This is a genomic window from Arsukibacterium ikkense (assembly GCF_000987775.1).
Taxonomy (GTDB): domain Bacteria; phylum Pseudomonadota; class Gammaproteobacteria; order Enterobacterales; family Alteromonadaceae; genus Alishewanella; species Alishewanella ikkense.
This window is the reverse complement of record NZ_LAHO01000005.1, coordinates 1-26,027: the sequence shown is the minus strand read 5'-3', so window position 1 is coordinate 26,027 and position 26,027 is coordinate 1. Positions and strand designations below refer to the sequence as shown.

The window sequence follows — 26,027 nt, the reverse complement described above, 5'->3', positions numbered from 1 at the left end:
CTCCGAAAATTATTCTTATACGCTTAGTGTTTTACACCCGGGTTTTAATTTCAGTAGTAAGCTTCTCTACAAAAGCTGCTACTGACATCTTACCAAGGTCTTCACCTTTACGCGTTCTTAAGGCGATATCGCCCGCTTCCATCTCTTTGTCGCCTACGACAACAAGGTACGGAATACGCTTAAGCGTGTGCTCGCGGATTTTAAAGCCTATCTTCTCATTTCTCAAGTCACTAATGGCTCTAATACCGTGAGATTTGAAAGTTTTTACTAAATTTTGCACATATTCGGCCTGATTATCGGTAATATTCATTACCACCACCTGGGTTGGGGCTAACCAGGCTGGAAACAGGCCCGCATATTCTTCGATTAAAATACCGATAAAACGCTCAAGTGAGCCGAGTATGGCACGGTGAATCATTACCGGCACCTGTTTTTCGCCGCCTTCAGAAATATAAGTGGCACCTAAACGGCCCGGTAGGGCGAAATCAAGTTGGATAGTACCGCACTGCCAGGCCCGGTTTAAACAGTCGTGCAGGGTGAATTCAATTTTCGGGCCGTAAAAGGCGCCCTCACCTGGCTGCAAATCGTAGTCAATATTATTACTTTTCAGCGCTTCAATCAGGCCTTGCTCGGCTTTATCCCAGCTTTCATCAGAACCAATACGCTGTGCTGGCCGGGTAGACAGTTTTACTTTCACCTCTTTAAAGCCGAAGGTACTGTATACATCGAACACCATCTGAATACATTTGGTCACTTCGGCCTGCACCTGATCTTCAGTACAGAAGATATGCGCATCATCCTGGGTAAAGCCACGTACCCGCATTAAGCCATGCAAGCCACCTGATGGCTCGTTGCGATGACAACAGCCAAACTCGGCCATTCTCAGCGGTAAATCGCGGTACGATTTTAAACCCTGGTTAAAAATCTGCACATGCCCCGGGCAGTTCATCGGCTTAATGGCGTATTCCCGGTGTTCAGAATGGGTGGTAAACATGTTTTCGGCATACTTTTCCCAGTGGCCTGACTTTTCCCACAACACCCGGTCCATCATTAATGGACCTTTTACTTCGTCGTAGTCGTATTCGCCCAGCTTTTCACGCACAAAGCTTTCCAGCTCGCGGAAAATGGTCCAGCCATCGTTATGCCAGAACACCATGCCCGGTGCTTCTTCCTGCCAGTGAAATAAACCCAGTGCTTTACCAATTTTACGGTGGTCGCGCTTTTCGGCTTCTTCTAACTGCAGTAAATAAGAAGCTAACTGCTTTTTATCGGCCCAGGCGGTGCCATACACCCGCTGCAACATTTTGTTTTTCGAATCGCCACGCCAGTAAGCGCCGGCCACTTTCATTATTTTAAAGTGCTGGCAAAAGCGCATATTCGGCACATGCGGGCCACGACACATATCGATATATTCTTCGTGATGATACAAGCCTGGCTGATCGTCTTTACTTACGTTCTGCTCCAGAATTTCCATCTTGTAACTTTCACCACGGGCTTTAAAAGTATCAAAGGCTTCTTGCCAGCTCACTTTATGCTTAACAACGTCGTATTCAGTTTTGGCAAGCTGTAGCATGCGCGCTTCGAGCTCTGCTAAATCATCACTGCTGATCGGCTGCTCTAAATCCACGTCGTAGTAGAAGCCGTTTTCAATCACCGGGCCAATGGCCATTTTCACGTTTGGCCACATTTGCTTAATGGCATGGCCTAACAAGTGAGCACAAGAATGGCGGATAATTTCCAGGCCGTCCTGATCTTTGCTGGTAATAATACTTAAGCTGGCGTCAGTGGTGATAGGGTCGCAGGCATCAACCAACTGACCATTCACCTTACCGGCGATGGTAGCTTTGGCTAAGCCGGGGCCGATGTCTTTGGCGACATCCATCACAGAAACTGCAGAGTCAAACGCGCGCTGGCTGCCATCTGGCAGAGTAATAACTGGCATGATTTATCCTTTTACAGTGGTGGCCCACACCAAGGGTCACTTGTTTAATAATTGAGGTATTACCTGAGCCGGCAACGACAGTTAATGGCTTACACCAAAAGTCATTTGTCAAAGCCTGTGGTCCGGTAATAATAATAGCGGCGCTATAGTAACATCAGCCGTCTGGCTTGACTACTCAGGCTTAACTATTCTGGTTTAATTAAACATCGGCAAGCTTTTGCTTCGCCATTCAACCAAAGCCCGGGCAATTGCACCTTTTGCAGCAAAACAGGCGCCATTATGCTATCTGCCACAGAGCACAGCGGGCCTGTCGCATAAGGGCCGGCATAGATCAGTTGACCACTGTCAAAAATCAATACTGCCGGGCTGGCTGGCAAAGCAAAACCCGCTTGCATAAGCTGTGCTGGCTTGACGTGCAATTGGGCCTGGGCTGGCACACCGTAGTCAGTGGTAAACAATGCAATATGCTGTTTTGCCCTGTTATTGCAGATGCAGTTATCCTGCTGAGCATGTATTACCTGAATACCCGTTTTTGGCAGGATACCCAGAGCACTGAGGTTAAACGCCGCCGCTGGCGGCAGTTGCCAATTTGTCTCGCCTGCAAATTGGCCGTAGTGCTGATTACCAAAATAGTATAAACCAATACTACTAAGCATTAACCAGATGCCAAACACAACGCCTAGCAGTATAGTTTTCAGCTCGGCTTGCCTCGCCATAATTAAACCCGGAACTTAGCTGACTCTTGACTAAGCGCAACGGTAATTTGCTCGAGGCTATCAGCACTTTGCAGTACTTTAATACCCAGTGCATTTTGCTCTGAGGTCATCTGATTAAGCTGTTGCACGCTTTGCGCCACTTCATTACTGGATGCGCTTTGTTGTTGTAACGCGTTTGCCATGGTATCGGAGGAATCTGCAACCTGTCTGGCCTGGTCCAGAATAGTTTGCAATAGCTGACCGCTTTGCTCGGCATGCTGCCGGGTATCTTCCAGCTGTTCAATGCTGCGTTTCACTACCGTAACCGATTGCGCGCTATTGTCTACCAACCGTTCAATCATCTGCTTAATTTCATCGGTTGAGCCACGGGTACGTGATGCCAGGGTGCGCACTTCATCAGCAACCACCGCAAAGCCACGGCCTTGCTCACCCGCTCTGGCCGCCTCTATCGCCGCATTAAGTGCCAGTAAATTGGTTTGCTCAGCAATAGACTGAATCACATCCAGCACCTTGCGAATATCAACCGTAGCATTGGCCACATCATTTACCGTGCGGCCGGTATCACTTAACTGGTTTGCCAATTGCTGCACCGAGCTAATGGTATTACTTACGGAAGTTTTACCCTCATCGGCAGCCCGCTCAGCCGCTTTGGAAAATTGCAGTACCTGTTGCGACAAATTAAACACATCCTGAATACTATGTGACATCTGTTCAGTGGCCGCAGCGATGCGCTCAACTTCAGTCATTTCATTGCGCATGCTTACGGCCAGCGCATCGCCCTCAGCGCGTAAAATACCAGACTCTTTTTTTAACGTCGTAGATTGCTGTTCAATAGTTGTCAGGGTTTTTTGTAAGGTATCAAATACTGCATTAAAATTATTAATCACCCGGGAGTTTAAATCAACACAGCGGTGAGTCAGTTCTACCTTACCGTCACTGGTCAATAACTTCTCGGTCGCATCAAATAAGCTTTGGCCTACTTCGGCCTCACGATAACTGTGCCTGGAAATAACAATCAATACCGCAGCCTCCACCACCACAAAAGCAGCATGAACCATAATAATGCCCAGCGATAAGCTTTGTACTGGCACTAAGAATACGCCAACGTCCTGCATTTGCAGCCACATAAATAACAGATGATGCACGGCAATGGTAACAGCAGCAGCTAAGATGACCCGATAATCACGAAAAGCGATTAATAGCGCTAATAATACAAAAATGCCAAAGTGCATTTCCAGCATGCCGGCAGCCTGATGAATATGTAAAGCGGCAAAAAACATCAAACTAACACCAAAGCTCAGCCTGACCAGTAAGTGATCACCCAGTAGCCTATAAAACAATATTGGCAATACAGCACTGGGCAAGCCTATTAACAGCGCCGGCAGCCAGGTACTGTGCCAACTGGCCAACAACAATGCCAATATAAACAACCCTATATTGACAACACTCATGATGCTGTAAGCTTGCACACGAAAACGGGGGATAATAATGGCCATGTAAACTCCAGGAAGAGGGCAGACAAAACAACTGTAGCAGTTACTTAATCATAAATTTTGTTTTACGTCATTAAAGCCGGGTTAAGATCAGTGATCTTTCTGGTTTATCAGCCATACTAAAACCACTACGGAAAAAGGAGAAACCCGATGTGGCAGGCGATTGCAGATCATATCAATAGTGAGTTGGATACCGACTTTAAAGTTACAGATAAAAGCCAGCTTACCGGTGGTGATATTAATCTGGCGTTTAAAATCAGCGGCAATGGCAGGGATTTTTTCGTTAAACTGAATCAGCGGGAACAACTGGAACAATTTGCGACGGAAGCACTCAGCCTCAGAACCTTGCGCCAACATCACTGCATTCGCGTGCCAGAGGTTATTTGCTATGGCCAAACCATCGATAAAGCCTTTCTCGTGCTGGAATACCTGCCATTAGTGAAAGAAAGCGGTGCTGGCTGGCAGCAACTCGGCCAGCAACTGGCGCTGCTGCATCAACAGCATGAACAGGCAATGTTTGGCTTTGACTGGGATAATGCGATTGGTCGTACCCCGCAGCCCAATAAATGGCAAAGCAACTGGAGCAGTTTTTTTTCAGAGCAACGGCTTGGCTGGCAATTACAATTGTTACTGGAGCAAGGCTTTGGTTTTGGCAACATCGACTACCTGGTAGAGCAATGCCGTCAGCGTCTGGCGCATCACCAACCGGCTCCCAGCCTGTTACACGGTGATTTATGGCGGGGTAATGTTGGCTTTCTGGCTGGCTCACCGGTTATTTTCGACCCAGCCTGCTATTACGGCGATCAGGAAACCGATGTTGCCTTTACCAGCCTGTTTGGCCGCTTTCCCGACACCTTTTACCAAAGTTACCAGCAACTTAATAAACTGCCCGACGGTTATGAGCAACGTAAAGATCTTTATAATTTATATCATGTGCTTAATCATGCTTATTTGTTTCGTGGCACTTTTCTGGTACAAGCTCAGGAGATGATTAAACAGCAATTTTACTAGGATAGGTTTATGTCGAGTTCAGACAGCCCGGTGGCGTTGGTTACCGGCAGTGCCAAACGCTTAGGCAGGCAAATTATTTGCACCCTGCACCAGGCCGGTTACCGGGTAATTATTCACTACCATCAGTCACATAAAGAAGCCAATAGCCTGGCAGGCAGCCTGAACCAGCAGCGGCCCAATAGTGCCGCTACCCTGCCAGCAAACCTGTTGGACAGTCAAGCATTGGCGCAACTGGCCAGTAACGCCCTGGCGTGCTTTCAGCGGCTGGATGTTTTGGTTAACAATGCTTCCAGTTTCTATCCTACACCACTTGCCGGTGCCACTTTAGATAATTGGGATGATTTATTTGGTAGTAATGTTAAAGCGCCGTATTTTTTAGCCCAGGCACTGGCACCCGCACTATCGGAGAATAACGGCTGCATTATCAATATGGTGGATATTCATGCGCAGCAGCCACTGGCAGATCACAGTATTTACTGTATGGCAAAAGCGGCGTTATTAATGATGACAAAATCACTGGCGCGCGAATTAGCGCCTACAATAAGAGTTAATGGTATCGCACCCGGTGCTATTTTATGGCCCAGCCAGCAGTTAGCGGAAACCGACAAGGCCGCTATTTTGCAGCAAATACCGCTGCAACGCACTGGCACACCGGAGGATATCGCCAATACTGTGCTGTTTTTACTGCATTCGCCTTACATTAGCGGCCAGATCATTGCCGTTGACGGTGGCCGCAGTTTAGGAGCCGCGCAAAAAGCCTGAGTAAAAGGAGGCAGTATGAGCATGTTATCTAAAACCATCAGTTGTCCGTTTTGCGGCCACCCGGTGCATATGGACATTGAAGTTACCGATGAAGATCAAGATTATATTGAAGATTGCAGCAACTGCTGCAATCCTATTCACTTAAAGGTACACAAAGATATTTTGCATCATAGTGTGCAAATTTTTGTTGATGCCGAAGACGAGCAATACTATTAAGTGTTGCTAAAGCGCTCGGCCATCACCCGCTCTACCGTTTTAATTATGGTCAGCGTTTGCTGATCCAGCTCAATATTGAGAATATCGCCTTCGCGCTTATCACCCAGGGTGGTAATCGCCAGTGTTTCCGGAATAAGATATAAACTAAAGCCGTGCTCCGTCACTTCACCCACGGTTAAACTACAGCCTTCTACCGCAATAAAACCTTTATCCAGGATATAAGGCAAAAAGCGTTTATCCAGGCTGAGCTGCATACTGACTTTGTGCTGTTCACGCACTAAGCTGCTTAATATGGCGGTGGTTTGAATATGGCCCGATACAATATGACCACCAAGCTCGCTACCAAAGGTTAGCGAACGCTCCAGGTTGACCTTACTGCCCACCGTTAGCTTACCTAAATTGGTTTTGCTTAGCGTTTCGGCAATCACATCAAAGCTAACCCAACCTGCAGCCGCATCGAACTCCGTTGCCGTTAAGCATACGCCATTGATGGCAACGCTGGCACCGCGCTCCAGCGCTTGTAAATTGGCTGGTGGTACCGCTAAGGTCAGGCGGCGTAGCTGCCCTTCATCGCGAATTTCCCGCACTTGCGCGGTTGTCTGAACTATTCCGGTAAACATAAAACCTCAATTGTGCTAAATTGCGCGCCATTAACGGCCAACCCGAAAGACGGCGCATGATACCCTTTTCCCGCTTTGAAGCCAAAACCCTGCTTAAACTGACCGGCCCTATTATGCTGGCGCAACTAACCCAGACCATGATGTACTTTGTCGACACCGTGATGGCTGGCCGCTTTAGTGCGACCGATATGGCCGCCCTGGCGGTAGCCTCCGGTTTGTGGTTACCGGTGGTGCTGACCCTGCAAGGTTTACTGTTAGCCTTAACCCCTATTGTTGCCCAATATTATGGTAGCCGCCAAACCGAACCGGTTAGTCATTTTACCCTGCAAAGCCTGTATCTGGGAATGCTGCTGGCCGCTATCCTTTTTGGCTTAATGCTGTTTGCCGAGATTCCAATTGGCATGCTGAACATGCAAGACGAGCTGCGCGATAAAACCCTGCAATACCTGTATTACGTCAGCTGGGGTTTATTTCCGGCCGCTGGCTATATTGTTATTCGTAATTTATTTGAAGGCATAGGTAATACCAAAGCCAGCATGTGGATCAGTTTTGTCGGCATTCTGGTAAATATTCCGGCCAACTATATTTTCATTTACGGTAAATTGGGCATGCCGGCCCTCGGCGGCGCAGGCTGTGGTATCGCCACCAGCCTGGTGTTTCTGGCCATGTTTGTGGCCATGCTGATTTACGGCTGGTTCAGCCGCACCACCCGGCCGTACCGGCAGTGGCCGAAGCAGTTAAGCGCCAACCTGAAAGATATCTGGTATATCGTCTGCCTGGGCACTCCCATTGCCTTTTCTATTTTCTTCGAGGTAACGCTGTTTGCCTGTATCCCGCTGGCCATTGTCCACTTAGGGCCAATCGTGGTGGCCGGCCATCAGGTCGCCAACAACTACAGTGCGCTGGTGTTTATGCTGCCATTGTCTTTTGGTCTGGCCACCACCATCCGGGTCGGCCATCTGGTTGGCCAGCAAAACAATAAAGAGCTGAAAAAAGCCATTATTACCGCGCTGTGTATGGCGATCATTATGTCGTTCTTTATTGCCTGCTTTACCTTTTTTATGCGCGGCTATGTTGCATCCTTGTATTCCACCGATCCAGCAGTGATTGCTCTGGCCAGCTCGCTGTTAATTCTGGCCTGTTTTTATCAGTTATCCGACGCCATTCAGGTGGTGTCAGCCTGTGCGCTGCGCGGCATGAAAATTACCAAACCGGTGTTTTATATTACCCTGTTTGCTTACTGGCCAATCGGTTTTGGCCTCGGCGCCGTATTAGGGTTAACCGACTGGCTGGTTGAGCCGATGGGTGCGCACGGCTTCTGGATTGGTATTATTATCGGCCTGAGTACCGCAGCCATTATGCTGGCGCTGATATTACGCAAACACATTAAGAGAATAGATAATGAAATTGAGCATGCTGATGCTGCTATTAATGGGAGTGCTGCTGGCTAGCCTGAGTGGCTGCAGCAAACCTGATAGCAAAGCCACCTTAAATGATTATCAACAGCGGCTGATCCGGGTACTGCAGCTTGAGCGGGTTAAGGTGCAAGTTGAACCTTTAGCCTCTCTGCCAAGGCCCAGCGAGCTTCGGCAACCACTGCCTGATATCCGGCTTGAGTTAACCGACGCCTGGGCCAGCCGGGCATGCGGCCTGGATCAGTTAATTGGCGAGCGTAACAGCAGCCTCGGCCGGGTATTTCAGCCAAGCCAGCAACTGCATTACGAATTGCGGTTACTGGCTCAGCTCGAACGCTGTCTGCAACAAGACATCAGCCCGGCATTAGCGCAGCAACTTGGTAACTGGCTTAGCCAGAAACAACAAGCGATTGCGCCAGCGCTTAGTAATATGCTGCTTACTGATGATACTTTGCGTTCGCAGTGGCAGGGCAATAAGCCGCCATTAGTTGCTGCGGATAGCAGCGGCTTTACTGCCACTCGTGGCGCCCTGCATCACCTGGTTAATTTAACTGAGCAAATCAGCCAAGAGCAGTGGCAACAAGCCGCAGCAGTTGATATCGAGCAGAGCCTCGCCATGTTGTACCAGCACGATTTTCTGGCAAAACTGCAAAGCAGCTTACGTTACAGTGCCGCCTGGTTTAGCCAGCTTAACCCGCAACTGCTGGCACTAAACCCCGAAAGCTTGTGCCCGGGCGGGCGCAGCACGGAACAACTTACAATACTAACGACCGTATTCAGTAAGTTTTTTATTGGCGAGGTGCAGGCGCATCTGGCAGAGCTAAGCCGCTATCAGCACGAAATCTGGCCACTGCTACAGCAGTTGTATCAAGATACCGCACTTTACCCGGCGCTGCAGCAGCGCTATCAGCAACCGGCAGCGCAACTGCAACAACAGTTAATGTTGCAGGTACAGTGGTGGCAGCAATTAAATCAGCAGTGCCCGGCTAATCTGACCCAACAACAGAGTTGACGCCGGGCTAAGGCTAATGAATTTTGTTCCTGCTGATATGGCTGGTTACTTCTCATATTGGCGATATGGCTCGCCGTCAATCCACCATGCGGGAGCCGGGGCACCTTTTAAATAGTGGTCAAAAAATTCCAGCATTTTAATGCTGTAATCCAGTTTATTAGCAAAGCGCTGTAAATGGTGTGGCTCACCTTCATAATGCAACATCACCACCTCTTTGCCCAAACGGCGCAGCGCCAGATAATACTCAATGCCCTGCTCCCAGGGCACAGCGCCATCGTCATCACCAAACTGAATTAACATCGGCGTATTAATTTTGTCGGCAAAAAACACTGGTGAATTATCGATATAGGGCTGCAAATTTTCATACATCGACTGGCCAATCCGGCTCTGGCCGGTTTCATATTGAAATTGCCGTGCCAGGCCGGTTTGCCAGCGAATACCGCTGTAGGCACTGGTCATATTGGCGACCGGCGCACCCGACACTGCAGCAGCAAACATATCGGTTTGTGTTACCACAAAAGCCGTCTGATAGCCCGACCAGCTATGGCCATGTAGGCCTATCGCTTGCGGATCCGCTACCCCCATATCAATCAGCTTTTGCAGGCCAGGCACTAACGACTCAGTGGCACTGGGCCCGGGTGCGGCTGGCCTGAAATAAATATCCGGCAGAAACACCAGATAACCCTGGCCCAGATAATAGGGAAAATTGGGCCGGTGATTTACTTTCATCTGGTTATAGTGGTGCAACCGCTGCGAGAACTTTTCGTAGTAATACACCACTACCGGGTATGGTTTGCTGGCATCATAGCCATCCGGGGTTAACAACACGCCTTGTAATGGCTCACCGGTGCTACTTGTCCACTCAATTAAGTGGCTGTCACCCCAGATAAACTCAGCCTGCTGCGGGTTAAGCTCAGTAAGCTGACGCCGCTGGCTGAAATCTTCGCTGGCCAGCCACAGATCAGGGAACTGGCGAAAACTCTGTTCTGTAAACAAATAGCTTTGTTGTGAAGTTTGTTGTGAAGAGAGTGCTTCGACAAAATCATAGCGCTTTTCGCCCTGCAGCAGCACAGTCAGCTCGCTGTTACTAAAATCACTGGCGACATCCCTGTTTAACAGCAACCGGGCAAAGCCATACTGCTTATTTGCTTCGTTATACATCTGCAGCAGTTGCGGCGCAACCGGGTCCAGCGCCAATGCCTCATCGGTTTTCTGTAAGCGGTATTGCTGCCTGGCAGCCCGACCGTTGCTGAGTTTTTGCGCGCCACCATCCAGGCCCAGCGCCCAGATATCAAACCGGTCGTACACCAACACGGCCGAGCTATCAGACAACCAGCCGGCTACGCCATAGCTTGCTGCGGCCATCGGCCTGTCGTTAAGCTCATCTACCCAAGATACCGGTGCTTTTGCAGCTAACAGCAGCGTATTGCCGGTTACGCTGTCAAATAACTGATACTGCTCATCCTGTAAATACACCACATAGCGGCCATCAGGCGATAAATGGGCGCTCTCGTGGCTGCGATTGGCACTAAACACCTGCTGGCGCTGACCGCTGCGTAAATTAACATGCCAGATATCATGCAAACGGCCATCCCAGCTTTGTTGCTTTAAATAAGGCCGGCCATTACTGATCAGCTGCGCCTCGCTATGCTCAGTAAATTGCAACTGATCTTCAATATCGGCACTTAACACCACCATATTCAGGGTGTCCAGCCAAATGACCGCAGGCGCAGTGCGCTGTTGTGCCTGCTTAAACTCAGCTTTTTGCTGGCTGTTAATCCGCGCATCGTCGCCATGCCATACCTGCAACCGCCTATCGGCCACCAACCGCGCTACATCGTACAAATCCGCTGCAGTTTGTGGCGGTTCAATCTTAACGGGCTTATCGCCACCAGCTGGCCGCTGGCCAATAAACAGCCGCTTACCATCTTTACTCCAGCGCGGCGCAGTGTGCTCGCTCAGCAACCAGCCTTTACGTGCGGTATCCAGCTGCTGCGCGGCAGTATCTCCGACCGACCACAACCACAGTTGCTGCGCGGCTTCGGCTTGCTTTGCTGCGCTTAACTGCGCTTTAGTGGGCCCGGCAAATACCACTAACTGGTTACCAGCGGGATTAAACTGCAGCTGCTGCAATTTATGCTCAGCAAATTCCAGTACCGTATAACTGGCTGCAGCGGTGCTATCCCATACCTGCAACTGCTGCTGCACTGGCGCATCTTTTTGCTCTTGTTCTTGCTTTTGCTCTGCTGTTTGCTGGCTGATAAAGGCCACCAAACCACCTTTTGCTGCCACAGCAAAATCGGTCACCTCCGCCAGCGTTTGCAAATTGCCGCTGGCTAAATGCAGCGCTTGCAGGGTTTGGGTGCTGTCTTTGCTGTCGGCCTTACGCACCAGCAATAACGCAAAGTGGCCATCGCCAGTAAAAGCAAAACGGTCAATATTAGCAATAAGCCGCTGCTCGCCACTATGGCTGTTTAGCAGCACTGCATTTTGTTCCAGTGCATCACGGGCTTTTTTATCTGGCGCCTGTTCGCGCGCCAGCAAGGCTGCCCGCTGGCGAAACAAGGCATAGCTGCCATCGGCATTTAACTGGCCGTTGTCGGCCCGGGGCACGCTAAATTGCTGGCCGGTGAGCAAGTTAACCACGTAACCGGCGCTATCGCCCCAATCCGGCTCAGCGGTATACACCATGACCTGCTGGCTTTCGCTAAGCGAACGCTGTTTAATTTCCCGAAACTGCATAATGTCAGTTAGCGCCAGCGGCTTTAAGCCTTCGGTAGCAACAGTACTGGCCTGGATAACGGCAGAAGTTGGCACACCAGCAGTTGGCGTGGTGCTGGCATAGTGGCTACAAGCAACACTGGCAAACGCCAATAGCATGCAACCGGCCAGGCGGCTAACGCCGCGTATGGTATTTGACATAAAACCCTCAGGAACTACTTTAAGAACAATTTTATATATGAAGCAAACTTATCATAAGCCAGCATAAAAGGGGGGGTGTTCAGGTACCACAGCCGCCATAGAAACGACCAAAGCCTGCATAGCTGCGGCTAAATACCCATTAGCGCCTAAAAATCAGCCAAACGTGAAGCGAAACACGAAAAACACTTGCCATTGCCCCAGCGGCACAATAACATAGCCGCCGTTGTCAGCTACCGCTAACAACCAAAGTGTGCGTCCTTAGCTCAGCTGGTTAGAGCACTACCTTGACATGGTAGGGGTCGGTGGTTCGAGTCCACTAGGACGCACCAAGATATTCCAACAAAACGCCGCTCAGCTTTAAAAGCTGAGCGGCGTTTTTGTTTATAAGCTGCTGAATTAAAAAAATAACAATAACCCTGATTTTGATTTAGGAGTCAGGCCACATGTAAACAGCAACTGTCTTTATCACTGTTGCCTGAACTCGCTTAAAAGCTATAACGCACTGTCATCATTTTTTTATCTGTGTCAGTTAAGCTAACCACTACTCTGGCGCCATCCGGAATGTGCACAGCTGTTGCGGTAAGTTTACCTGCACCGGCCGCAATTAAGGCGGCTTCTGATCTTGTCCCCCCAGCCAGTATCATGATCTGGCCGGTTAATGCCGTTGTATCAACTGGCTCACCATGATCATCTACATATAAGCTTATGCTGTCAGCTTCACGCACCAGTTCAAAATTCAGGTCATATTTGCTGTGCAATACGCCACCATGTTGCGGCTTAGCATCACTGTGACTCAATGCTGCCGGTGACACCAATATCAAAACGCTCATTATTGCCAATACCATAAATAACTGTTTTTTCATCATCACTCACCCTGTTTATAAATGACAAACTTGCTAAGGGCGTTGTCAACATGCCCCTCGAAAAATGTTAGATAACCTCATCAGAGGCTTGTTGTAGCCATTGTTGTGTTGGCTTCTTACCAAACAACCAATACAACAAAGGTGTTAATAAGGTATCCAGTAGCGTTGAGCTGAGTAGCCCGGCAAAAATCACCACCGCTACCGGGTGTAAAATTTCTTTACCCGGCTGATCCGCAGCCCATAACAGTGGCAACAGCGCAAAAGCAGTCACCATCGAGGTCATTAATACCGGCGCTAAACGCTCCTGTGCACCTCGTATCACCAAGTTGCTGCTAAAAACTTCTGCTTCATGCCGGCACAAATTAAGATAATGGCTGATTTTTAAAATACCATTGCGCGCCGCAATACCGGTAAGGGTAATAAAGCCAACCACCGAGGCCACCGACAGTGGCGTGTTAGTTAACCACATGGCCAGCACGGCACCGGTTAATGCCATGGGTAAACTGCACATAATAATACCGGCGAAAATCAGCGACTGGTAACGGACATACAACACCAGAAAAATCAGACTGAAGGACAGTACAGACAACACCACTAATAATTGCATGGCCTGCTCTTGCGCCAAAAACTGGCCTTCAATGCTGACAAAGCTGTCTGGAGGTAATGGCGTGTCATTAACGATAGCCCGCACTGCCGCCAGTAGGTCACTCACATCTGCATGATCGCTATTAGCGTAAATGACAATACGCCGCAGCCCGTTTTCGCGGATAATCTGATTGGGGCCATCTTGCATGTCAATGTGGGCAATGGCAGACACCGGTATGGCGCCAGCTGGCGAGTTTAATAACACCCTGGCCAGTTCGTCTGGGGTTCGCCGCTGCTCTGGCAAGCGCAAAATCAGCGGATAGCGTTTCACACCGTCAATAATGTCGCTGATATGGGCGCCGTCGGTCAGCATCGCCAGTTGCCGTAACGCCTCCCCCGGTGTCAAACCGTATTGAGCCAATTTTGCCTGCTCTAAGCGCACCGTTAACTGCGGAATAAGCACCTGCTGCTCTACGGTAACGTCTACCAGGCCTGGCACCTGCAGCAGTTGCTGTCGCAACAGCTCTGCACTCATGCGCAGGTTATCCAAATCATCACCAAACACTTTTACCGCTAACTGTGCCCGCACGCCAGACAACAAATGATCCAAGCGGTGAGAAATAGGCTGACCAATCGCCACCTGAGCCGGTAGCACCGATAATGTCTGCCGGATGTCGGCCAGCACCTCATCGCGCGAACGTGCTGATGCCCGTAAATCCACATCGAGTTCAGAGGAGTGCACCCCTTCAGCATGCTCGTCCAGCTCTGCCCGGCCGGTGCGCCGGCCAACCTGATGCACTTCTGGTACTGTCATTAATAATGACTCAGCCAACTGCCCCATCTGGTTAGCTTGCGCTAAGGAAGTGCCAGGCTGAAACAATACCCCCAATACCAAAGATCCCTCATTAAATGCCGGTAAAAAGGCCCTTGGTAACGCCACCACTGTTACGGCTATCAGCAGCATTAACGCCGAAGCGGTAGCAATCAGCAGCTTTGTTTTAGGCAAAGCCCAACCAAGCCAGTGCCGCTGCGCTCGTTTAAGCTGCGTCAGTAACGCACTGTCGCCTCGCTGCAGTTGTTTCATCTTCGGCAGTAAGTAGTAACAGAGCACCGGCGTCAGCGTCATGGAGACTAATAAGGAGGCGAGAATCGCCACTATGTAAGCAATGCCCAGTGGTGAAAACAACCTGCCCTCAATGCCCGGCAAGGCAAACAGCGGTAAAAACACCAGCACCACAATAGCAGTGGCATAGACTATGCCCGAGCGCACCTCGACACTGGCGCGCCATATCACCTGCAATACCGGTTGCGGTAAGCCACTGTGCAGGTTTTGCTTTAAGCGGCGCAAAATATTTTCGACATCGACCACCGAATCATCAACCAGCTCACCAATAGCAATGGCCAAACCGCCCAGCGTCATCACGTTGATGGATAACCCCAACCACTGAAACACTAACATGGTTACCGCTAACGAAAGCGGTATCGCCAGTAATGAAATCAGTGTTGTTCTGACAGATAACAAAAAGATAAACAGAATAAGCACCACCATAATGCTGCCATCACGCAGTGCTTCGGTTACGTTATCCACAGAAGCGGTAATAAAGTCTGCCTGGCGGAATAATACTTGTGGTGGCGCTAAGCCCGGTGGCAGCGCCGCGCTCATGTCACTAAGGGCTAGCTCTACAGCTGCAGTGAGCTGCACCGTATCGGCACCGGGTTGCTTTTGGACATTAAGAATTACCGCGGGCATAGCGTTAAAGCCAGCATCGCCACGCTTTACTGCAGCGGCGTAACTCACCTCAGCCACTTGTGCCAACCTTACCGGTGCGCCCTCCTGCCAACTCACGGCCAGCTGACGCACATCATCCAGGCTTTGGGTGCGGCCAAGGTGGCGGATTAAGTATTCCCGATTGCCAAGATCAATAAAACCCCCGCCTTTATTGGCCGCAAAATCGGTTAATGTCTGCTGTACTTGCTGAAGGCTTACCCCCAGTTGGCGTAATTTAAGCGTATCTGGCTCTACCCGCAATTGGCGCACTTCCCCGCCAATGGCAATAACCTGAGACACGCCGGGCAGTGCCAGCAAACGTGGCCTTAATACAAAATCGGCATAGTCGCGGGCCTGCATTGGGGTTGCCCCGCCATTGGCAGACAAGGGCAGTGCCAGCAACATAATTTCGCCCATAATAGAAGACACCGGCCCCATGGTGGGCACCACCCCAGGCGGTAGCTGGGCATTGGCCAAACTTAACCGTTCAGCCACCAGCTGACGGTTGCGGTAAATGTCGGTGTCCCAGTCAAACTCCACATATAAAATGGACAAACCAATGCCCGAGGTCGAGCGAATTCGCGTTACCCCAGTCACCCCGTTTAACATGTTTTCCAAAGGAAAGGTCACCAGTTGCTCCACCTCCTCCGGCGCCAGACCGCCCGCTTCGGTCAGCACGGTAATAACGGGTTTGTTTAAATCAGGGAACACATCCACCGGCAGCCGTGGGGCTTGCCAGAGGCCGTAGCACAACATCAGCAACGCGCTGACAATCACAAATATCCTATGCCGCAGGCTGGCACGAACCAAAGCAGTAAACATAATAGTGGCTCCTTAGCGCACTTGATTAAGTAAGGAGGCGCCGTGTATTACCACACGATTATCGTCGCCTAAGCCCTGCAAAATGAGAACTCGCTCAGGATCTAATGCCATGTATTGTACTTGCTGTGGTAAAAATCGCTCTGCTGACAGCTTTATCCATACCACTGGCATATTGGCGTTATTGCGCACTACCGCTTGCGCGGGTAATACAATGCCCTGCTGTTGTTGCCTGAGTTTGGCGCGAAGCCTTACCGGCTGTTCAAGAATAAGCGGTACCTTGATTGCACCAGCATGCATAACCGGCTCAAAATACAGCGGAATTTGGCCTTGTTTTAATCTTGCACCATAACCGGTAAAGCGCAGGCTAATGTCAGGTGCATGCTCAAGCACCGCCATATCAATGTCTGACAGCAAATGGGCGTCCACTGTGGCCGCTTCAATCATCAGTTGCGCCGGGTTAATAATTTCAAACAAGGTCGTGCCCGCCTGGACCCACTGGCCGCGACTGATATTGTCACTGTGCACAATGCCAGCCATCGGGGCCAGCAACACCTCAGGTTTTTCTAAGCCCTGCTGCAACAGCTGTTCTTGCTGTGTTAAGCGTTGCAACTGTGTTTGCAACTGCTCCAGCTGTTGGGTTGGCGCTAAATCGCCTAATGCGGTTAAGCGCCGGATGTCCCTTTGCACCTGCTCAGCATCACTACGCAGGGCAATAAGCTCACTGTTTTGATTGGCCAGTTCATAAGCGCTATCCTGATAACGGATATAGCCCAGCACATCACCGGCCTGCACCACTTGCCCGGAAACCGGCAAACCATGGGGCCCGCTATCCAGCCTGCCGTTACTGCTGGGTTGCACCACGGCCCGGCCAGAAGGATGATGCCGCACTATGCCGTCCAGTTGCACATACTTTGCGGTGATGCTGCTGTGCACCCACTGCGTTACAATACCCAGCTGCTGCTGGGTTGCCATTGGCATCTGTACTGAGCCATCGGCCTGGCGGCCTATAGCATTGCCTTGTGTAGGCCTGGCCTCAGTTAAATGCTCACCATCTGGGCCATGTGCACCAGGCGCAGCGATAACCACTAAGCTGCTGGCAAACACTAAGCCAGCCAGCGTTAACAAGCTGGTGAAACAACGTATAGTGCTAATCATAAAGTTGATCATTTGGCAGCTCCCCGACGGCCAAACAGCACGCCGGCAACAAACATCAGCAGACCAAAAGGCAAGCTCCACCAGGGAAAGTGGCCATGATGATGGTGCGCTGTATCGGCATAATCTGTTGCAGCAAAGTCCAGGCTGGCGGTGAGTAAATCGGCATTATCGTCGCTGATAATGGTAAGGATCATTTCATGGGTGCCGGGTTGCTGCAACCTGTCCAGCAGGGCTACATCGTCAATAAGGTAATGATTTTTATCCGCGATATAGTGGGCACTGCTGCTCAGGTTAGCTGTTTCAAGTTCTATCTGTGCATTAGCCAGCGGGCGGTTGCTCTGATAATCATGCAGATGCAGCACCAACGCATGCGGCTGTAACTCACCGACCACTTCAAATAGCTCACTAAAGGCTTCAAAGCGTGGCAGCAATGACCGCTGTTGCTGACTATCAGTGGTGAGATGCTCACCATCAGGGCCATGTGCACCGGGTGCCGCATGCAGCAAAGGCGTATTTAACGCAAAACACATCATCAGGTACGGCAGTAGCGTACGCAAAAAACCAGCCATGGCAAATGGCTTGCAGGGAAGCAATGTCATATAAAGTCCAGAATATGAAGCACAATCAACAAAAACCGCTACGCATGCAGCGAATTTAACTAGTTAAAGCGGATTGTATTAGGCTCTGGGGGGAGGTGTTACACGGTGTAAAAAGGGGTCAGGCAAAGTTTGCATAAAACGGCTATCAGCCATGGTGTGTACCGGGCTGTCTTTCATTAAGTTGTGTTGCATTAAAGCCGCTGTGCTATGAATATCATGGGCTACATGGTTACGGGCTTCGGCAGAAAATTCCAGTTGTATCTGTTCCGGGTTATCAGCATCGTGGGTATGCGGCTGCCCCCAAAAATGTAATGCCGCATGTTCAAATGAGAGGGCGCGGGGTGTTTCTACAGGCGATAAAGATACGCTCAGCGATTGAAAGCTAAGAGTAAAAACAACGAAAAGTAATAAAACTTTACGAACCATTATTACCTTCTACCCGGATAAGGCGAATACCTTACCACGAAATAATAGCCGGTATTCAATATTTTCTGTTCAACATTTCATTACCATTAAAATAGGCTAAATCAAGCAAATTTATCTGCATGCCAATAGTAATTACGGTGTTTTTCTGAAATTATCAACACACTATATAAGAAAATGAGCATCCGCTATGCGCTTTGGCTTACGATTTGGCCCCGCTACCTTAGTCACCGCAGCCTTTATTGGCCCGGGTACTATCGTCACCGCCTCGATGGCAGGCGCTAATTTTGGCTATGCACTGGTCTGGGCTTTAGTATTTTCGGTAACTGCCACTATGGTGTTGCAGGAAATGGCGGCGCGCCTCGGTATTGTTACCGGTCAGGGGCTGGGTGAAAATTTACGTTTATTGGTAACACAGCCACTATTAAAAGGCCTGATGTTTGCGCTGGTGATCGCTGCCGTGGTGATAGGTAACAGCGCCTATCAGGGCGGCAACCTGACCGGTGCCAGCCTGGGTGCCGATGCGCTGTGGGGTGAACAGCAATGGCTGCTAGCGTTAAAGCAGCATACAGGCCTGAATATCTGGGCGGTATTGCTGGGCGCCATAGCAGTGCTGGTTTTATGGCGAGGCCAGTACCGGCTGATTGAACGCGCGCTGATTGCACTGGTACTGCTGATGAGCCTGGCTTTTGTCAGTACCATGTTGTTAACCCGGCCAGATTTCAGCGCCATTGGCGCTGGTTTATGGCCCAGTATTCCGGATAACGCCACCCTGACCATTATTGCGCTGATTGGCACCACAGTAGTGCCCTACTCACTGTTTTTACATGCCGCTGGCGCGGCAACAAAATGGTCTGGCCAGCACAGTATCCCACTGGCGCTCAAGCAATCCGCTGCCGATATTCGCACCGCTATTCCCTTGGGTGGCATCATCACGCTGGCGGTGCTATCCACCGCCGCTACAGCCTACTTTGGCCGCGGTTTGGCGATGAACAATGCCGGCGATCTGGCTTTGTCGCTCGAGCCGCTGTTTGGCATCAGCGCCACCTATTTAATGGCCTTTGGCTTACTGGCCGCCGGCTTGTCATCCGCCATTACCGCGCCACTTGCCGCAGCCTATGCCCTGCGTGGTTTACTTAAGCTGAGCGCAGGGCAATTTCGGGCAACCTGGCTGCTGATTATCCTGATTGGGATTGGGGTGTCTTCTTTTAATATGCGGCCAATAACTATTATCTGGTTTGCCCAGGTGGCTAATGGCATCCTGCTACCTATTATCACGCTATTTCTGCTTTTTGCCGTGAATTCACCGCAAATGGCCAACTATCGCAATAATTTACTGCAGAACATATTAGGCGCTGCGGTACTGGCCGCCACCCTGATTCTCAGTGGCCGCAGCTTGTATCTGGCTTTTAGCTGATTTCACAGGCAATGTTACCCATTAGTAGGTAAGTCCCCCCTCTCTTCATGGCAATAACTAAACCGCTGCCAGACAAGTATCATTAACACAACACCGAGCAAGGCACTCTAAAGCAATATTGCAACACAGTACTGCAATGAGGCCTTTGCCGTGGCAATTAAGCCACCGGGTACGGCGGGAAACGGCCTTACCTCCCCACTTGGAAAGGTGAATAATGTTAACTGACGCCTATGCGCGCCGCTTTAGCTATTTGCGGCTGTCTGTCACTGAAATCTGCAATTTTCGCTGCAGCTACTGCCTGCCCGATGGTAATGACTGCGACTCGCGTGCCGGAGAATTAACCCTAAGCGAAATTAAACGCTTAGTAACTGCCTTTGCCAAACTAGGTACCCGTAAAGTACGCATTACCGGCGGCGAGCCCTCGCTACGTAAAGATTTAACCGAGATCATTGCCACTTGCAAAGCCATACCTGGTATTGAAAAAGTGGCGCTGACCACCAACGGCTATCGTTTAAAGCGTGATGCCCTGGCCTGGCAGCAAGCCGGGCTGGATGCCGTGAATGTCAGTGTCGACAGCCTGGATGCCGATACTTTTCATCTGGTGACCGGTCAGGACAAACTGGCCGATATTTTAGACGGCATAACCCACGCCAAAGCCATTGGCATTAAACAAGTCAAAATCAATACTGTACTGCTAAAGCAGCATAACGCCCTGGCGCTGCCGGATTTTCTGAAATTTGTGCAACAGCAGGCTATAGCGCTGCGCTTTATTGAACTGATGCGCACCGGTGATAATGCCGGCTTTTATCAGCGCCAGCATTTAAGCGGCGCCAGTATTCAGCAGCAATTACTGGCTCAGGGCTGGCAGCTTAACACTAAAGCCAACACCGACGGCCCGGCGCTGGAGTATTCGCACCCGGCTTATCAGGGCCAGATTGGCCTGATCATGCCCTACAGCAAAGACTTTTGTGCCGACTGTAACCGGCTCAGAGTATCAAGCAAGGGCCAGCTGTATTTGTGTTTGTTTACCGACAGCCATCAGGATTTGCGCCGCCTGCTGCAAAGCGATAACAGCGCGCCGCTGATGCACTTTTTACAACAGGCGGTACAAGGCAAAGCCTTTAGCCACCAGTTGGCAGCCGACTACAGCGGCAGCACCCGCCATTTAGCACAAATTGGGGGGTAACAGATGGATAACATAACCAGCACGCCGCGCTTTAGTGCGCTGATTTTAGCCGGTGGCCAATCCAGCCGCATGGGCCAGGATAAAGCACAGCTGTTGCTCAATGGCCAGAGCTTACTGCAGCATATGCAGCAACTGGCCAGCGCTGCCGGTGCCAGTGAATTGCTGCTAAGCCGCAATCAGCCTGGCTATATTGAAGATACCGTTCCGCAGGCCGGGCCTTTAGCCGGCATCTTAGCCGCACTTGATCATTGCAGCTCGCCATTGTTACTGGTGCTGCCCATCGACACGCCCTTGCTCAGTAGCATCAGCCTGCAAAGGCTGCTGCAGCAAGCGATGGCCTGCAATAACGCCGCCCATTTTGAGCAGAGCCCGCTACCTTGTGTGTTGCCGGTGAATGCTGAGCTAAAGGCGTTAATTACCCGGCAACTGCAGCAGGGCCAGCGCTCGGTTAAGGCATTGCTGGCCGGGCTTAATGCGATAGCGATGGCCGCGCCGGCGACCGAGCTACTAAATACCAATACCCCACAAGACTGGCAGCTGTGCCTGAATTTATTTAATAACGGAGAGCATTATGCCAAGGCCTGATTTAAGCCGGTTTTATCCGCTGCAACTCGCTGTATTAACGGTATCGGACAGCCGCAGCAGCGCCAATGACAGCAGTGGCGACTTACTGTGTCAGCTGGTGCAAAGTGCCGGCCATCAGCTCGTTGCACGTGCTTTGCTCGCCAATAATAAATACCAGCTACGCGCTACCTTAAGCCAGTGGATTGCCAGCGATAACATTCAGGTGGTACTGCTTAATGGCGGCACCGGCTTCGCCGCCGGTAACTGCACGGTTGAAGCGCTAACGCCCTTGTTCGATAACGAAGTACCAGGCTTTGGCGAGCTGTTCCGCCAGTTATCCTTTAACGAATTAGGCTCAGCGGCGCTGCAATCGGGCGCATTGGCCGGGCTGGCCAATGGTACCTTACTATTTGCCATGCCCGGCTCCGCCGGCGCCTGTACCTTAGCCATGCAGCAGCTGATTTTACCGCAGCTCGATGGCCATACCGGTCCCTGCAATTTTGTCGCGCATTTGAAAAACAGCCCAACCAGCAGCTGTGGAGCCTGAAATGACAAACACGCTTACGCATTTAAACCTGACTCACTTAAACGATAGCGGCGCAGCGGCTATGGTCGATGTTAGCGCAAAGCCAGCCAGCAGCCGGCTGGCCCGGGCTGGTGCGCTGGTGCACACCACCCCTGAGGTACTCCGCTTAATAGAACAAGCGCTGCTGAAAAAAGGCGATGTGCTGGCCACCGCCCGCATTGCCGGCATTATGGCAGCAAAAAAAACCAGTGAGCTTATTCCGCTGTGTCACCCGCTATTGCTGAGCAAAGTCAGTGTCGATTTTCAGCTGTTAGCAGCGCAAGGTCAGATCCAGATTGAAGCCAGCTGTTTAGTCAGCGGCAGCACCGGGGTGGAGATGGAAGCCTTAACCGCCGCCAGTGTTGCGGCATTGACCATTTACGATATGTGCAAGGCTGTAGATAAGGCTATGACCATCAGCGATATCCGGCTGCTGGAGAAAACCGGCGGTAAGTCGGGACATTATGTTTTGGAGGACCAATGATTAACATCCTGTTTTTTGCCGCGCTGCGTGAGCGGCTGGATTGCGAGCAATACCTGCTAAGCTGCGAGGGCAACGCCCTGAATGTGGCCGCTGTGTTAGGGCAACTCAAAAGCCGCAGCAGCCTGTGGCAACAAGAGCTTGAGCGCGCCGATTTGCTCTGTGCCTTAAACCAGCAACTGGTGCCGCTCAGTGCTACTGTGCAAGATGGCGATGAGTTGGCATTTTTCCCCCCGGTAACTGGCGGTTAATATGAGCGTATTTGTGGCAGTACAAAGCGATGACTTTTGCCTGGCCAGTGAATATGACGAGCTACGCCGCCATTCAACATGTGGCGCTGTTGTAACCTTTAGTGGCCTGGTACGCGAACTTAGCGATAACATCCTGCACAGTATGACGCTGGAACACTACCCAGGCATGACTGAGCAAGCCCTTGTAGCTATTGCCGAACAAGCACAACAACGCTGGCAGCTTGGCGCAGTGCACATTATTCACCGGGTGGGCAGGCTTAAACCGAATGAGCAAATTGTGTTTGTGGGCATTGCCAGCGCCCATCGCGCGGCAGCTTTTGCCGCCTGCGAATTTATTATGGATTACCTGAAAAACCGCGCACCGTTCTGGAAAAAAGAACATACCGCCAATGGTGATTACTGGGTTGCAGCCAAAGCCAGTGATCAGCACGCACTGGCGCGCTGGGAGTAACCTATGATCCGCGGCTTATTACTATTTTGCCTAAGTTGCGCCTTTCCTGTTTATGCCAGCGAAAAGCTGACTATCGCAGCGGCATCCGACTTGCGTTATGCGCTGGACGATATTATCGAGTTATTCAAGCAACAGCAGCCAGCGGCCGAGGTACGGGTTATTTATGGCTCCAGCGGCAAACTTAACACTCAAATCCGCCATGGCGCGCCCTTTGATGTATTTTTTTCAGCGGATATCCAATTTCCCGAGCAGCTTTATGCTGAAGGGCATGCGGTAACCAAACCACAACTGTATGCGCTGGGCCGCATAGTACTGTGGAGCCCGATGCAGAATATGGCGGGTACTGAGCTGTCGCAACTGGCGAAGCTTAATTTTCGCCGCCTCGCTATCGCTCAGCCTGCCCATGCCCCTTATGGCCAGCGCGCCAAGGAAGCTTTGCAGGCTGCCGGTGTCTGGGTCTCAGTAGAACCCAAGTTAGTTTACGGCGAAAATATCGCGCAAACCGCGCAAATGGCGCAAAGCGGTGGTGCAGAACTGGCTATTATTGCGCTATCGCTGGCCAAGTTTCCCGAATTAGCAAAACAGGGTTATCAACTTATTCCGGCAGAGCTGCATCAGCCACTTACCCAAGCCTATGTCATTACCCGTCATGGCGATCATAACCACAGCGCGCAGCAGTTTACTGCCTTTATGACCAGCAAACAGGTGCTGGCTATTATGCAAGGCTATGGTTTTGAACTGCCAGCCAGTCAACCGCAAGGCGAGCAGGACTAACCCCATGCCAGAGCTTTTCCTGACACTTAGCCCCCAAGACTGGCAGGCTATTCAACTGACGCTAAAGCTGTGTTTGTACACCACGCTCATTTTATTGCTGCTGGGTACACCACTGGCCTGGTGGTTATCCCTTAGCCAAAGCAAGCTGCGCACCGCTATTCAGGCGATAGTGGCGCTGCCGTTGGTATTACCGCCCACAGTACTGGGGTTTTACTTGCTGCTGTTGCTGGGGCCACATGGTGCAGTGGGCAGTACCTTAGAGCAGCTGGGGCTTAATCACCTGGCGTTTAGTTTTACAGGCATCTTAATTGGCTCGGTGATTTACTCGCTACCCTTTACCGTGCAGCCGCTGCTGGAAAGCTTTCGCCGTATGGGGCCAAGGCCGCTGGAAGTGGCGAAAACGCTGGGCGCAGGCAAGCTGGATCAGCTATTCAGTGTGATATTGCCGCTGTGCCGGGGTGGTTTTATTATCGCGGCCACCCTGACCTTTGCCCATACCCTGGGCGAGTTTGGCGTGATCTTAATGCTCGGCGGCAGTATCCCGGGCGAAACTCAGGTGCTGTCGGTACTGATTTATGATCATACTGAAGCGATGAACTACAGCCAGGCGCATCAGCTGTCGCTCGGTTTGCTGATTGCCGCCTTTGTGGTGCTGTTTATTGTTTATGGCCTGAACAAGCGCTTTGAGCGGGGACAGCTGACATGACAGACAGTACTGTTACCCCGCCAGACTCATGCGACAAACTTCGCTGGTGGCACAAGCTGAGCTCTGCTTTGGATCTGCTCAGAACAGCCAGCAGCACAAGCAGGCCGACACAGCCCACAGCAGCAACAGAGCTCAGCATCGCCGGTACCCTTAAACGTGGTAATTTCAGCCTGCAGCTAAACGACGCCCTGCCGCTTAACGGCATTACCGCGTTATTTGGCCGCTCCGGCTGCGGCAAAACCAGCTTATTGCGCGCCATCGCCGGGCTGGATCGCCACCAACAAGCCGAGATCCATTTTGGTAAGACGCCCTGGCAGCGTGACAAGCTCTTTGTACCTGTGCATCAGCGCCGCATCGGCATGGTATTTCAGGAAAGCAGCCTGCTGCCGCATTTATCGGTTAAGCAAAACCTGTTGTATGGCTTTAAGCGCCTGGCAAAAAATACTGTGATACAGCTGCCGCCGCAACAGGTGATCGCGCTACTGGAGCTTACCCCCTTGCTGCAACAAGCCCCCGGGCAGCTCTCCGGCGGCCAGCGCCAGCGGGTGGCACTGGGCCGCGCCCTGCTTAGTCAGCCGCAATTGTTGTTACTGGATGAGCCGTTGGCGTCACTAGATCAGCAAAGCCGCACTGAAATTTTACCCTTTTTACAGCGCATCGCCCGCCACACCGGTATCCCGATGTTATTGGTCAGCCATCAACTGGATGAGGTCGTCAAACTGGCCGATCAGCTGGTGCTACTGCAAGATGGCAAAATTCACAGCCAGGGCCCGCTGCAACAACAATTACTCTTACCCGAACTCGCCGCCAGCGGCGCTATGTCGTTGTTGTACGCCGATAGCACTGGCAGTAAACAGCATTTGCTACAGCTGAGTATCGGCCAGCAACATTTACAACTACCGGCGCCCTTGCCCGCGACTGGCGCTACGCAAAGCGCATACCGGCTGCGCATTCAGGCACGCGATGTGGCGCTAAGCCTGCAACCGCTCGCCGACAGCTCAGTCAGTAATCAGCTACATGTTTGCATCACAGGCTTTAATAGCGCGCCACACCCGGCCGAAACTCTGGTGCAGCTAACACTTGAAGACCAGCCGCTGCAGGCGTTGCTGACGAAACAGTCGGTAGAGCGATTGGGGTTGCAGGTTGGGCAGTTGGTTTATGCGCAGGTTAAGGCGGTGGCGTTGGATTAGAGGGTTAACTGTTATTTGGAATAACAGTGTTCCAAAAAGTGCGAGCTTATTGCCTCTTGAAAACCGTGGACCGGAAAACCGTGGACAGACACAACAACACTCCTTAATGACAATCTTC

General features: G+C 51.1%; 25 protein-coding genes, 1 tRNA gene and 1 riboswitch. Of the genes, 16 read left to right on the top strand and 10 right to left on the bottom strand.

Annotation, left to right across the window (positions count from 1 at the left end; genetic code table 11):
- Positions 1-31: 31 nt before the first annotated feature.
- The 3 genes from thrS to WG68_RS06665 form a co-directional block, all read right to left on the bottom strand.
- Positions 32-1,942 carry a threonine--tRNA ligase gene (thrS, locus tag WG68_RS06675; protein WP_046556903.1) on the bottom strand — a complete coding sequence of 637 codons (1,911 nt, stop codon included), beginning with the start codon at positions 1,940-1,942 and terminating at the stop codon, positions 32-34.
- 185 nt (positions 1,943-2,127) lie between these two features.
- Positions 2,128-2,658, bottom strand: coding sequence for a DUF6436 domain-containing protein (locus tag WG68_RS06670; protein ID WP_046556902.1), 531 nt, complete (start codon positions 2,656-2,658; stop codon positions 2,128-2,130).
- A gap of 2 nt (positions 2,659-2,660) precedes the next feature.
- On the bottom strand, positions 2,661-4,154 hold the full coding sequence (locus tag WG68_RS06665; RefSeq protein WP_046556901.1) for a methyl-accepting chemotaxis protein: 1,494 nt from the start codon (positions 4,152-4,154) through the stop codon (positions 2,661-2,663).
- A gap of 147 nt (positions 4,155-4,301) precedes the next feature.
- Between WG68_RS06665 and WG68_RS06660 the strand changes: the two genes are divergently transcribed.
- From WG68_RS06660 to WG68_RS06650, 3 genes are read left to right on the top strand one after another with little or no spacing between them, the layout of a single operon-like run.
- Complete coding sequence (locus WG68_RS06660) at positions 4,302-5,162, top strand: fructosamine kinase family protein (protein WP_046556900.1); 861 nt, start codon at positions 4,302-4,304, stop codon at positions 5,160-5,162.
- 9 nt (positions 5,163-5,171) lie between these two features.
- Positions 5,172-5,924: a pteridine reductase gene (locus WG68_RS06655; protein WP_046556899.1), complete on the top strand. Its 753-nt coding sequence runs from the start codon at positions 5,172-5,174 to the stop codon at positions 5,922-5,924.
- Between the two features lie 15 nt (positions 5,925-5,939).
- Positions 5,940-6,140, top strand: a complete 201-nt coding sequence (locus tag WG68_RS06650; protein ID WP_046556898.1) for a CPXCG motif-containing cysteine-rich protein — start codon at positions 5,940-5,942, stop codon at positions 6,138-6,140.
- On the opposite strand, the gene WG68_RS06645 is transcribed toward WG68_RS06650, so the two are convergent.
- Complete coding sequence (locus WG68_RS06645; protein ID WP_046556897.1) at positions 6,137-6,760, bottom strand: riboflavin synthase; 624 nt, start codon at positions 6,758-6,760, stop codon at positions 6,137-6,139. The genes WG68_RS06650 and WG68_RS06645 overlap by 4 nt on opposite strands.
- A gap of 56 nt (positions 6,761-6,816) precedes the next feature.
- Between WG68_RS06645 and WG68_RS06640 the strand changes: the two genes are divergently transcribed.
- Positions 6,817-8,211, top strand: a complete 1,395-nt coding sequence (locus WG68_RS06640; RefSeq protein ID WP_046556896.1) for an MATE family efflux transporter — start codon at positions 6,817-6,819, stop codon at positions 8,209-8,211.
- Entirely contained in the window at positions 8,162-9,187 is a 1,026-nt protein-coding gene (locus tag WG68_RS06635) for a DUF3080 family protein (protein ID WP_052748991.1), read from the top strand. The genes WG68_RS06640 and WG68_RS06635 overlap by 50 nt, the downstream gene beginning before the upstream one ends.
- A 45-nt stretch (positions 9,188-9,232) precedes the next feature.
- Here the strand turns inward: WG68_RS06635 and WG68_RS06630 are convergent, their stop codons facing one another.
- Positions 9,233-12,109, bottom strand: coding sequence for a S9 family peptidase (locus WG68_RS06630; RefSeq protein WP_046556895.1), 2,877 nt, complete (start codon positions 12,107-12,109; stop codon positions 9,233-9,235).
- Between the two features lie 252 nt (positions 12,110-12,361).
- Here WG68_RS06630 and WG68_RS06625 point away from each other — a divergent pair.
- Positions 12,362-12,438 (top strand) — tRNA-Val (locus WG68_RS06625).
- Between the two features lie 156 nt (positions 12,439-12,594).
- On the opposite strand, the gene WG68_RS06620 is transcribed toward WG68_RS06625, so the two are convergent.
- The 5 genes from WG68_RS06620 to WG68_RS06600 form a co-directional block, all read right to left on the bottom strand.
- On the bottom strand, positions 12,595-12,975 hold the full coding sequence (locus WG68_RS06620) for a hypothetical protein (protein WP_235357691.1): 381 nt from the start codon (positions 12,973-12,975) through the stop codon (positions 12,595-12,597).
- 64 nt (positions 12,976-13,039) lie between these two features.
- Positions 13,040-16,147 carry an efflux RND transporter permease subunit gene (locus WG68_RS06615; protein WP_046556894.1) on the bottom strand — a complete coding sequence of 1,036 codons (3,108 nt, stop codon included), beginning with the start codon at positions 16,145-16,147 and terminating at the stop codon, positions 13,040-13,042.
- Positions 16,148-16,159: 12 nt separating this feature from the next.
- Positions 16,160-17,302 carry an efflux RND transporter periplasmic adaptor subunit gene (locus WG68_RS06610; protein WP_046557045.1) on the bottom strand — a complete coding sequence of 381 codons (1,143 nt, stop codon included), beginning with the start codon at positions 17,300-17,302 and terminating at the stop codon, positions 16,160-16,162.
- A gap of 8 nt (positions 17,303-17,310) precedes the next feature.
- A complete protein-coding gene (locus tag WG68_RS06605) occupies positions 17,311-17,901 on the bottom strand; it encodes a hypothetical protein (RefSeq protein WP_235357690.1) in 591 nt (196 codons plus the stop codon).
- Between the two features lie 78 nt (positions 17,902-17,979).
- Complete coding sequence (locus WG68_RS06600; RefSeq protein WP_046556892.1) at positions 17,980-18,327, bottom strand: hypothetical protein; 348 nt, start codon at positions 18,325-18,327, stop codon at positions 17,980-17,982.
- 187 nt (positions 18,328-18,514) lie between these two features.
- Here WG68_RS06600 and WG68_RS06595 point away from each other — a divergent pair, with 187 nt between their 5' ends.
- The 10 genes from WG68_RS06595 (at position 18,515) to modC (ending at position 25,909) form a co-directional block, all read left to right on the top strand.
- A complete protein-coding gene (locus WG68_RS06595) occupies positions 18,515-19,741 on the top strand; it encodes an Nramp family divalent metal transporter (protein ID WP_046556891.1) in 1,227 nt (408 codons plus the stop codon).
- 81 nt (positions 19,742-19,822) lie between these two features.
- Positions 19,823-19,967: riboswitch (molybdenum cofactor riboswitch) on the top strand.
- A complete protein-coding gene (moaA, locus tag WG68_RS06590; protein WP_046556890.1) occupies positions 19,956-20,927 on the top strand; it encodes a GTP 3',8-cyclase MoaA in 972 nt (323 codons plus the stop codon). (Overlaps the previous riboswitch by 12 nt.)
- Positions 20,928-20,930: 3 nt before the next feature.
- Complete coding sequence (gene mobA / locus WG68_RS06585) at positions 20,931-21,512, top strand: molybdenum cofactor guanylyltransferase (protein WP_046556889.1); 582 nt, start codon at positions 20,931-20,933, stop codon at positions 21,510-21,512.
- Positions 21,499-22,038, top strand: a complete 540-nt coding sequence (locus WG68_RS06580) for a molybdenum cofactor synthesis domain-containing protein (RefSeq protein ID WP_046556888.1) — start codon at positions 21,499-21,501, stop codon at positions 22,036-22,038. The genes mobA and WG68_RS06580 overlap by 14 nt, the downstream gene beginning before the upstream one ends.
- 1 nt (position 22,039) lies before the next feature.
- Positions 22,040-22,540, top strand: a complete 501-nt coding sequence (gene moaC / locus WG68_RS06575; protein ID WP_046556887.1) for a cyclic pyranopterin monophosphate synthase MoaC — start codon at positions 22,040-22,042, stop codon at positions 22,538-22,540.
- Positions 22,537-22,788 (top strand): MoaD/ThiS family protein, encoded by a 252-nt coding sequence (locus WG68_RS06570; protein ID WP_046556886.1) that lies wholly within the window; start codon positions 22,537-22,539, stop codon positions 22,786-22,788. Before moaC ends, WG68_RS06570 begins: the two co-directional genes overlap by 4 nt.
- A gap of 1 nt (position 22,789) precedes the next feature.
- Positions 22,790-23,239: a molybdopterin synthase catalytic subunit MoaE gene (gene moaE, locus WG68_RS06565; RefSeq protein ID WP_046556885.1), complete on the top strand. Its 450-nt coding sequence runs from the start codon at positions 22,790-22,792 to the stop codon at positions 23,237-23,239.
- A 3-nt stretch (positions 23,240-23,242) separates the two neighbouring features.
- Positions 23,243-24,013, top strand: coding sequence for a molybdate ABC transporter substrate-binding protein (gene modA, locus WG68_RS06560; RefSeq protein WP_046556884.1), 771 nt, complete (start codon positions 23,243-23,245; stop codon positions 24,011-24,013).
- A gap of 4 nt (positions 24,014-24,017) precedes the next feature.
- Positions 24,018-24,719, top strand: coding sequence for a molybdate ABC transporter permease subunit (gene modB / locus WG68_RS06555; RefSeq protein WP_046556883.1), 702 nt, complete (start codon positions 24,018-24,020; stop codon positions 24,717-24,719).
- The gene (modC, locus tag WG68_RS06550; RefSeq protein WP_083981814.1) at positions 24,716-25,909 is read left to right on the top strand and encodes a molybdenum ABC transporter ATP-binding protein; all 1,194 of its coding nucleotides are present in this window, start codon (positions 24,716-24,718) and stop codon (positions 25,907-25,909) included. Before modB ends, modC begins: the two co-directional genes overlap by 4 nt.
- The last annotated feature ends 118 nt before the right edge of the window (positions 25,910-26,027 follow it).